The organism is Spirulina sp. 06S082, assembly GCF_034932145.1.
Taxonomy (GTDB): Bacteria; Cyanobacteriota; Cyanobacteriia; order Cyanobacteriales; family Spirulinaceae; genus CCY15215.
In genome coordinates, this window is record NZ_JAYGHV010000063.1 from 1 (window position 1) to 8,908 (window position 8,908).

8 protein-coding genes are annotated in these 8,908 nt (G+C 47.5%); 6 read left to right on the forward strand and 2 right to left on the reverse strand.

The features are described from left to right. The first annotated feature begins 162 nt into the window (after positions 1–162). Positions 163–1,260 carry a peptidylprolyl isomerase gene (locus VB714_RS06335; RefSeq protein WP_323222279.1) on the forward strand — a complete coding sequence of 366 codons (1,098 nt, stop codon included), beginning with the start codon at positions 163–165 and terminating at the stop codon, positions 1,258–1,260. Positions 1,261–1,273: 13 nt separating this feature from the next. Continuing rightward, positions 1,274–2,275, forward strand: a complete 1,002-nt coding sequence (gene thiL, locus VB714_RS06340) for a thiamine-phosphate kinase (protein ID WP_323222281.1) — start codon at positions 1,274–1,276, stop codon at positions 2,273–2,275. Positions 2,276–2,349: 74 nt separating this feature from the next. Here thiL and VB714_RS06345 read toward each other — a convergent pair whose 3' ends face one another. Next, positions 2,350–3,366 carry a type I glyceraldehyde-3-phosphate dehydrogenase gene (locus VB714_RS06345; protein ID WP_323222283.1) on the reverse strand — a complete coding sequence of 339 codons (1,017 nt, stop codon included), beginning with the start codon at positions 3,364–3,366 and terminating at the stop codon, positions 2,350–2,352. 365 nt (positions 3,367–3,731) lie between these two features. On the opposite strand from VB714_RS06345, the gene murC reads away from it, so the two are divergent. The 3 genes from murC (at position 3,732) to VB714_RS06360 (ending at position 6,694) form a co-directional block, all read left to right on the forward strand. Continuing rightward, positions 3,732–5,252 (forward strand): UDP-N-acetylmuramate--L-alanine ligase, encoded by a 1,521-nt coding sequence (gene murC / locus VB714_RS06350; protein ID WP_323222285.1) that lies wholly within the window; start codon positions 3,732–3,734, stop codon positions 5,250–5,252. A 69-nt stretch (positions 5,253–5,321) separates the two neighbouring features. Beyond that, positions 5,322–6,287, forward strand: coding sequence for a UDP-N-acetylmuramate dehydrogenase (murB, locus tag VB714_RS06355; RefSeq protein WP_323222287.1), 966 nt, complete (start codon positions 5,322–5,324; stop codon positions 6,285–6,287). 62 nt (positions 6,288–6,349) lie between these two features. Then, positions 6,350–6,694: a YbaB/EbfC family nucleoid-associated protein gene (locus VB714_RS06360; protein ID WP_323222289.1), complete on the forward strand. Its 345-nt coding sequence runs from the start codon at positions 6,350–6,352 to the stop codon at positions 6,692–6,694. A gap of 90 nt (positions 6,695–6,784) precedes the next feature. Here the strand turns inward: VB714_RS06360 and VB714_RS06365 are convergent, their stop codons facing one another. Next, entirely contained in the window at positions 6,785–8,194 is a 1,410-nt protein-coding gene (locus tag VB714_RS06365; RefSeq protein WP_323222290.1) for a hypothetical protein, read from the reverse strand. A 199-nt stretch (positions 8,195–8,393) separates the two neighbouring features. On the opposite strand from VB714_RS06365, the gene VB714_RS06370 reads away from it, so the two are divergent. Continuing rightward, the gene (locus VB714_RS06370) at positions 8,394–8,876 is read left to right on the forward strand and encodes a low molecular weight protein-tyrosine-phosphatase (RefSeq protein WP_323222292.1); all 483 of its coding nucleotides are present in this window, start codon (positions 8,394–8,396) and stop codon (positions 8,874–8,876) included. The last annotated feature ends 32 nt before the right edge of the window (positions 8,877–8,908 follow it).

Genomic DNA, 8,908 nt, shown 5'->3' on the forward strand with positions numbered 1-8,908 from the left:
ATTGCCCCAATGCAGGTCAAAATATCCGCGATCCATTCTACCTTGAGAAGGTTCTCTCAACCTTGAGATTTTGCGATTTAACCTTGTTTTGCTAAAAAAAGAACAGGAAAGGGAATTATTGCCTCATCAGATCGTCATTTATTAAAAGCCACAAAAGAATTTATGAACTTTTTCAAACCATTTTGGGGTCAGCGCTTGTTGTCTTGGAGCGCGATCGCCACTCTCATTATCGTCTCTACAGTTTGGGTTTGTCCCGGAAATGCCAGAGCCGGACTTGCTCAAGGGGATGCCATTACCGATCCCATTGCCATTCTCCGTTATGCCCTACCCATCCAGAATGAAGAAGTTCGGCGCTTGCAAGGAAGTTTGGAGGCAATCTCGTTAGAAATTCGTCGCCGTCGCTGGAATTCGGCGGTAAAGGCAGCTAAAGCCGCTAATTTAGTCGTTAAATACGATGATGATAAAATCTTGCAAGATATTCCTGCTAAATGTAAGAGCGAAGCAGAAACCTTATTGAGTGAATTACAAGAAGGTCTGCCCCAATTGATCGCAGCGACGGAAAAACAGGATAAGGAAGTAACAACTTTCTTACAAGGAGATCTCCTCGATCGCGTCGGCCAATTAGAAACCATGATGGTTACGGGTTTTCCGTTTGAGGTTCCCGAAGACTATGCCAATTTACCTCAATTGAAAGGGCGTGCCAAAATAACGATCGAAACGAATAAAGGGCAGATGGAAGCGATCGTTGATGGCTACAATGCCCCTGTTAATGCCGGAAATTTTGTCGATCTGGTCGATCGCGGTTTTTACGATGGTTTGGAGTTCTTTCAAACTCAGGATTACATCGTGCAGGTTGGCGATCCTCCTGGGGAAGAAGCGGGTTTCATCGATCCGGAAACAGGAGAATATCGCGCTATTCCTTTAGAGGTGAAGATTGCCGAGGAAACCACGCCAATTTATGAGTTTACCCTAGAAGCCCTTGGCTTGTATTTAACGCCTCCCGTGCTGCCTTTTAATGCCTACGGCGCGATCGCCTTGGGTCATCCGGCGGACGATGCTAATGGGGGTTCGTCGCAAATTTTCTTTTTCCTCTACGACGGCGAACTTACTCCTCCCGGTTTTAATCTTCTCGATGGACGCTATTCGGTTTTTGGCTATGTGGTGAAGGGAAAAGAGGTATTGGAAGGCTTAAAAGCGGGCGATCGCATTATTTCGGCAACTGTTACCACCGGCAGGGAAAATTTACAGCAACCCTCTTAATTATCAAGATTTCATGACTTCTGCCTCGATCGCGGTGGGAAATTTGGGAGAACAGAAACTCTTGCAATTGGTGCAGGGGTTCTGCAACGCTGATGTTGTGGGGGACGATGGCGCGATCGTTTCTCTCCCCCGCGATCGCGATCTGGTGGTAACAACGGATGTTCTTGTGGATGGGGTTCATTTTAGCGATCGCACCACTTCCCCTTTTGATGTGGGTTGGCGATCGGCGGCGGCAAATTTATCAGATTTGGCAGCGATGGGGGCTTCTCCTCTAGGGTTAACCATTGGTTTGAGTTTGCCCCCCCAAACCCCGGTTGCTTGGGTTGAAGGGTTTTATCAGGGGTTTACCGCTTGTCTTAAGCCCTACGAAACTTCTATTATTGGCGGCGATCTCTGTCGCTCTCCGGTGCTTACCGTTGCAGTCACGGCGCTCGGTCAAGTCTCCCCTGCCAGGGCAATTCGCCGCTCTGTAGCGCGATCGGGAGATGCCATTGTTATTACGGGAGAACACGGTAAATCGAGAGCAGGGTTAGAACTGCTGCTCGATCCGGCGATCGGGCATTCTCTGCCCCTAGAAATGCGCGAAAATTTAATCCAGGCACACCAACGCCCTCTGCCGCGTTTGGACGTATTGCCGCACCTGCAAACTATCTCTGCTGCAATTCCCATTGCGGGGATGGATAGTAGCGATGGATTAGCCGATGCGATCGTGCAGATTTGTCGAGAGAGTGGGGTGGGTGCCGCGATCGATCTGGCAGCTTTACCCATTCCCCCAGCTTTGAATCTTCTCGTTTCCCCAAAAAAAGCCCGAGATTGGGTTTTCTCTGGAGGAGAGGATTTTGAGTTAGTCTTGTGTTTGCCTCCATCTTTTGCAAATTCTCTGGTGCATCAATTGGGGGGTGAAGCGAGAATTATTGGTAAAATTACCTCAGAATTAGTAGTGCAGGCGATCGCGCCCCAGGGCATCGAGCCACCTTTGATTTTGACTTTAGAAAGTAGCTTTCAACATTTTTAAATCCCGATCGCCAATGGCGATCGGGATTTATTTCAACCCTGTTGGCAGGGGATTCTCCTGAAAAAATCAAGGATTTAGGCAACCCACTTTTCAGCGACTAATTCAGCCAGATCGACAACGCGTTGGGAATAGCCCCATTCGTTATCATACCAACCGACAACTTTGACCATATTGCCACCCATTACCATCGTCAGAGAGCCATCGGCGATCGATGAGCAATCTGTGCCGCGATAGTCAGAGGACACTAAAGGCTTATCGTTATAACCCAAAAACCCTTTGAGAGAATTTTCTGAAGCCTCTTTCAGTGCCGTGTTAACCTGCTCGACGATCGCGCCCTGCTCAACTTGGGCGACAAAATCGACAATGGAAACATTAGGAGTCGGTACCCGGAAAGCCATCCCATTCAACTTGCCCTTCATTTCTGGAATGACCAAAGCCACAGCTTTAGCCGCTCCCGTTGTGGTGGGAACAATGTTAACCGCAGCAGCCCTGGCTCGACGTAAATCTCGGTGGGACGCATCCAATAAACGCTGATCCCCCGTATAACTGTGGGTTGTGGTCATCATGCCTTGAATGATACCGAAGTTCTCATGGAGAACTTTGACAATCGGAGCCAAACAGTTAGTCGTGCAACTGGCATTGCTGATGACTTTGTACTGTCCGTGTTCGTAATCGTGATGGTTTACCCCCATAACGTAGGTGCCGATGTTGCCTCCTTTTCCAGGAGCCGTAATCAGAACCTGTTTAGCACCTGCGGCCAAATGCTTGGAAGCACCCTCATCCGTTACGAATACCCCGGTGGATTCGATAATTAAATCAACGCCCCAAGCATCCCAAGGTAAATTCAGGGGATTGCGATCGGAAACGCATTTAATTGTTTTGCCATTCACGATTAAGGAATTCTGGTCGGCGGAAATATCGGCATCCAACCGTCCTAGCATGGAATCGTATTTTAATAAATGAGCATTGGTGCCGGGATCGGAGGTATCGTTAATGCCCACAACTTCTAATTGGCTGTTTTCCCGTCCCAACCAACAGCGAAGAAAGTTTCGCCCGATGCGTCCGAACCCATTGATTGCTACTCTAATCACTGCGTCTTGCCCTCTGTCTTTGAGCTACTAAACATTAAATGAATCTTAATAACCAAAATCATATCGCAAAGCCTGTCACTTCTCGCGACGGTTTGCAGAAAATTTCTGAGGTTGTCAATCTGAAGCGCTCCCGAACCCTCAGACTAGGTAAAAGTTTCCGGATTGACAAAAAAAAACTTTGGGAAATGATAAAAATAGCCCAAATAAGGAAAAATACTGGCATAACTAATAATGCGCCCTTATCTATCCCTCGGAAGCGAGCATAGGAATTTTTGATGGAGTGTATCCCAGTTCATCAATTCTTGATAAGATAGCGCGTGTTATCAAGGCAGCATGGTGTGTGGTGTGCGGTGTAAGGAGCGTTAATGTCTAAAACTGTTGATTTTAAGGGAAAACCCTTTCACTTTATCGGGATTGGGGGGATCGGAATGTCAGCCCTCGCTTACATTCTTGCCAAACGGAATCTCCCGGTTTCTGGTTCCGATCTTCGTTCGACTCATATAACCGAGCGCTTGCAATCTGTGGGAGCGCATATTTTTCAAGGTCAGGATGCTCAAAATTTAGAGTTTTTCCAAACTCCAAAAGAACTCCTGCGAGAAACGGCTTATGCGGGAGTAAAAATTGGAGTTAATGGGAGCAAGGAAAAGGGGGAGAGGGTTAATCGCCAATCCCCTATTCTCAAATCCCGATCGCCCGCTCGCGCTCAATCGCCGCAAATCATTTGCTCGACGGCGATCGGCATTGAAAATGCAGAATATCACGCCGCCATCGATCGCGGTTATCCTATTTTGCATCGTTCGGATTTACTGGCGGCACTGATGCTCGAGTATAAGAGTATTGCGGTTTCTGGAACTCATGGCAAAACGACAACGAGCAGTGCTATCGGTTATATGCTCTTCAAAGCGGGGGTAGATCCGACGATTGTAGTCGGGGGAGAAATTAATGGCATGGGGGGCAATGCGCGTTTGGGTCTAGGGGAATATTTGGTTGCCGAAGCAGATGAATCCGATGGTTCCCTGGTCAAATTTGCCCCCGCGATCGGGGTTGTGACTAACATCGAACTCGATCACCCCGATCATTACCAGAACTTGGAAGAGGTCGTCCGAACATTTAAAACCTTTACCCGTCAATGTCAAACCACGATCGGCTGTATTGATTGCGATACAGTTCGCGAGGAAATTGCCCCGCAAATTAGTTATAGTCTCCTGCCGGAACGAAATGCCGATTATACGGTAACGGAGATTGAATACCGCGCCGACGGGACGATCGCCAAGGTTTGGGAACGAGGAATCCTTTTGGGAGAGTTGCAGTTGCAATTATTGGGAGAACACAATCTCAGTAATATTTTAGCGGCAGTGGCGGTGGGTCGTCAGGTGGGCTTGGAGTTCGAGGCGATCGCCAAAGCCTTATCTTCCTTTACGGGAGCAAAGCGCCGCTTCGAGCATTGCGGTGAAGCAAAGGGAATTACCTTTATCGACGACTACGCCCATCATCCCAGCGAACTGCGGGCAACCCTTGCTGCAGCCAAGTTGCGGGTTCAATCGCAAAATGGCAAGTCGCCGCAAAGATTGGTTGCAATTTTCCAGCCCCATCGTTTTAGTCGGACAATGACTTTCTTACAGGAATTTGCTGAGTCTTTTGGGGATGCCGATCTCGTTGTCCTGACGGATATTTATAGTGCGGGAGAAGTCGATCTAGGACAAGTTAGCGGACAAACTTTAGCGCAATCCTTGGCAAAGCAGCATCCCAAGGTTTTTTATCAACCTTCTCTCGCCGCCGTGAGAGAATTTCTCCAAGAAACACTCCAACCTGGAGACTTGGCTTTATTTTTGGGTGCGGGAAATCTCAATCAAATCATTCCCCAAATGTTGAGTTTCTATCAATAGGAAACCCAAGTTCGGGTAATTGAGTTGCTTTTGTCGAAGAAAACCCTTGAGATTAACGAAATTAGATTTATGACACTCTCCTCTGACGCTCCCCGCACCGAAAAACGCTCTTTTTATACCGGACAGTCTTTCCCGCGATCGCCTGTCCATCTTCCAGGCACTGACTGTACGATCCGCCCGCAAATTTCCTTGGGAAAATTAACGAGTTTTCGCGTGGGAGGTCCTGCGGAATGGTACGTTTCTCCCCGCAGCATTGAAGATATGCAGGCCAGTTTGGCTTGGGCGCAAGATCGCTCTCTTCCGGTCACTCTACTCGGTGCTGGCTCAAATCTGTTGGTGAGCGATCGCGGCATTCCTGGTTTAACCATTGCGACGCGCCACCTGCGCCATTCTCAATTTACTGAGGATGGTCTCATTACAGCCAGTGCCGGAGAACCGATTGCCCGTTTAGCATGGCGAGCCGCCAAACGGGGTTGGCAGGGCATGGAATGGGCGGTCGGCATACCTGGGAGCATGGGGGGCAGCGTCGTGATGAATGCGGGGGCCCATCGCGCTTGCGTTGCCGATAGCTTAGTTGAGGTGCTGGTTTTAAATCCCAATGGCAGCCTCGATCGCCTCACCCCAGAAGAGTTGGATTTCAGCTACCGCACGTCTACCCTGCAAGGGGATAATCGACTCGTCGTGCAAGCTATTTTAAAACTCCAGCCTGGGGGCGATCGCGAGGAGGTGATGGCCCAAACCAATTACAATCTCCAGCATCGCAAGAGTACCCAACCCTACCACCTTCCCAGTTGTGGCAGCGTCTTCCGCAATCCCAAATCTCATGCGGCGGGTTGGCTGATCGAGCAGTTGGGTTTAAAAGGCTATCAAATCGGCGGCGCACAGATCGCTCGTCGTCATGCCAATTTTATTCTCAACTGCGATCGCGCCAAGGCTGGAGATATCCTGCAACTCATTCAGTATGTTCAAGAAAAAGTCGAACAGCACTGGTCTCTGACCTTACACCCGGAAGTTAAACTCATTGGGGAGTTTTAGCTGCCTCAATGGGACAACAAAAGACTACAATCAAGAAAAAGTAACAGCAACAAGAATACAAAATGAGTCAAGGAAAAGGTTTTGGCTTCGGTTTGGGCAAAATGAAAGAGTTAACCGAAGCATTTAAAAAAGCGCAACAAGTCCAACAAGGAGCCAAACAGCTTCAAGAAGAACTCGAGCAGATGGAAATTGAAGGGCAAAGCGAGGAGGGATTGGTTAAGGTTGTTCTCAGCGGCAATCAAGAACCCCGTCGCGTGGAAATTGCCCCCAATGCCCTAGAAAAAGGAGCAGAAGCTCTTTCTGAATTGGTAGCAGCAGCGATGAAAGATGCCTACGATAAATCCACTGAAACCATGCGGATGCGGATGGAAGATTTAACCAGTGGTTTAGAACTTCCTGGTTTGTAAAATCAAGGCAATCCAAAAACCAATTAATTATACCAAAACCATCACCAACAAGTTTGTTAGTGATGGTTTTTAATCGTAATTTTTGATTGATTAACGGCGAGGAGTTTGGGCAATAATTTGTAAATCGGGTAGTGCCGTCACAGCATTATAAAATCGTTCCGATAGTGCTTGATTTCCTGCATCCGTGAGATGAACGGCATCAATAAAGGCAACCGCAGAAAGGTTGTCAAATAAGCGGTAATAATTGAGAACTTTAGCATTTTTAGGAAAAGCCTTGCCAAGCTGTTCATTAACTGCTCCCAAACGAGTAAAACCTGTTTCAATTTTTTGTTGGTAAACCGAGCCTAATTCTTGCACGATTTGGTTTTCGGTTTTATCTTCCTTTTCTTGGCGTTTCTCTGGCGAAATTCCCGTAATTTCGGGTTGCAGGGCAATAATGAGAGGAATATTTGAACCGGCACCGATTTGAATCATCTGTTTGAGATTCTGACGATAGCGATCGACGCGAAATTCTAACTCAGTCTCATTCTCAGGTAAATATTCTTCTAAAGATTGAGATTCTCCGGCGATCGCCAAGGTTTCTCGAGCTAGAGAAGGTTCGGGTTTGAGAACGAAATATTGCAGGCTTTTGTAAATACTGGTACCTGTCAAAAATTGCCATCCAGATTGACTTAAATAAGTCCAAAAATGCTGAGTCGGATTGTTGAGAAATTCTGCTTGTTTGGGAATTGCCGCAGCTTGTTGCTCTTGAGGAAGCATCAGATCGCTATAGCCATGCAGAACGATCGCCACATCGGGTTTATAGGGGAGAATTTCTAAGGCTAATTGAGCCAATTGGTTGCCCGAGGTATAACCAGGAACCGCCGCATTAATGACGCGATAGTTGCCGCCGCGAATTTTGGGGGGGAGTCTTAGTGCATTTGCTCGTCCTATGGAATCAACAGGGAGGACACTGGGTCGATATTTTTCCGGGGAACGGTTTTGTTGTTCTAATCTAGTTTGCAGGCGTGTTTGTAATTTATAAGCAATTGTTTTTTGATTCGCCGTAAGATTGTTTTCGGGATCGGCGACAATGCCCTGGCCAAAAGCGGTGGAATCCCCCAAAATAAAAATACGAATCTCATTCGCCGGCTTTTCTAGGGGTAAGGGTTCATCATCGCGAAATCCTTGCTCGTTGATCTGCCAAAATTCGCTGGTTTGTTTTCCGGCTAAACGATAGCCTGTGGCAGAATCAGGAACAGCCAGTAATTGACCGCGATCGGGCAGTCCGCCGAAGGTTTTACCCTTGAGATTAAGAAAGTTTAAGGTATAAGCGGTAAACTCTTCTGGCGCTCCAGCATAGTTAGCCAATTTGCTTCGATACCCCAGCAATCCCATCGTAATTCGCGTCAGGGCTTCGAGGAGAACAAGACTCAGGGCAACAAATAATAAGAGTTTCCACCATGAGATAGAGGGACGTTTGCGCCTGTTGTAATAGGGATTGCGATAGGATTTGAACATTTTTAGTAATACAGGGGATAGGGGATAGGGGATAGGGAATCGGGAAGACTCATCCTTTATCTTTCCAAAATTACCGATGGGGGATTGGAGGAACGCATGAGGGCAATTATGATAGTGCTAGGTGGATAGGAGTCGAGAGTAGTGTAACGCGAGGTTCTTCTATCGATCCAGTACCAAAGCCAGATTTTACTATTAATTGATGTCTTACAAGTTATTGTTTGTTTGTTTGGGCAATATTTGTCGCTCTCCGTCGGCAGAAAATATTATGAATCATTTAGCGTCTCAAAGGGGATGTGCCAATGCGATCGCCTGTGATTCGGCAGGAACCTCTAGTTATCATATCGGCGCTTCTCCCGATCGCCGCATGAGGTTAGCGGCTAAAGAACGAGGAATCGATCTGCAAGGGGAAGCCAGGCAGTTTATCCGGGAGGATTTTGAGAAATTTGACCTCATTTTGGCGATGGATCGGGATAATTATCGCGATATTCTCCGACTCGATCCCGAGGGCAAATATAAGGATAAGGTAAGGATGATGTGCGATTTTGCCACAAATCACCCCGATAAGGATGTCCCGGATCCTTACTACGGAGGTGCAGATGGATTTAATTACGTCATCGATCTGCTTCTTGATGCCTGTGGGGGACTGCTTGAGGAAGTGATGAAAAATCAGGATAAATACTAATTTTTCCCCATCTCACCCCCCCCCCACCACCC

What these genes read in the sequence shown, in the direction of transcription:
- VB714_RS06360 (WP_323222289.1), top strand. Translation starts at nt 6,350, where the DNA reads ATGAGTCAAGGAAAAGGTTTTGGCTTCGGTTTGGGCAAAATGAAAGAG.
- murB (WP_323222287.1), top strand. Translation starts at nt 5,322, where the DNA reads ATGACACTCTCCTCTGACGCTCCCCGCACCGAAAAACGCTCTTTTTAT.
- VB714_RS06365 (WP_323222290.1), bottom strand. Translation starts at nt 8,194, where the DNA reads ATGTTCAAATCCTATCGCAATCCCTATTACAACAGGCGCAAACGTCCC.
- VB714_RS06335 (WP_323222279.1), top strand. Translation starts at nt 163, where the DNA reads ATGAACTTTTTCAAACCATTTTGGGGTCAGCGCTTGTTGTCTTGGAGC.
- thiL (WP_323222281.1), top strand. Translation starts at nt 1,274, where the DNA reads ATGACTTCTGCCTCGATCGCGGTGGGAAATTTGGGAGAACAGAAACTC.
- VB714_RS06370 (WP_323222292.1), top strand. Translation starts at nt 8,394, where the DNA reads ATGTCTTACAAGTTATTGTTTGTTTGTTTGGGCAATATTTGTCGCTCT.
- murC (WP_323222285.1), top strand. Translation starts at nt 3,732, where the DNA reads ATGTCTAAAACTGTTGATTTTAAGGGAAAACCCTTTCACTTTATCGGG.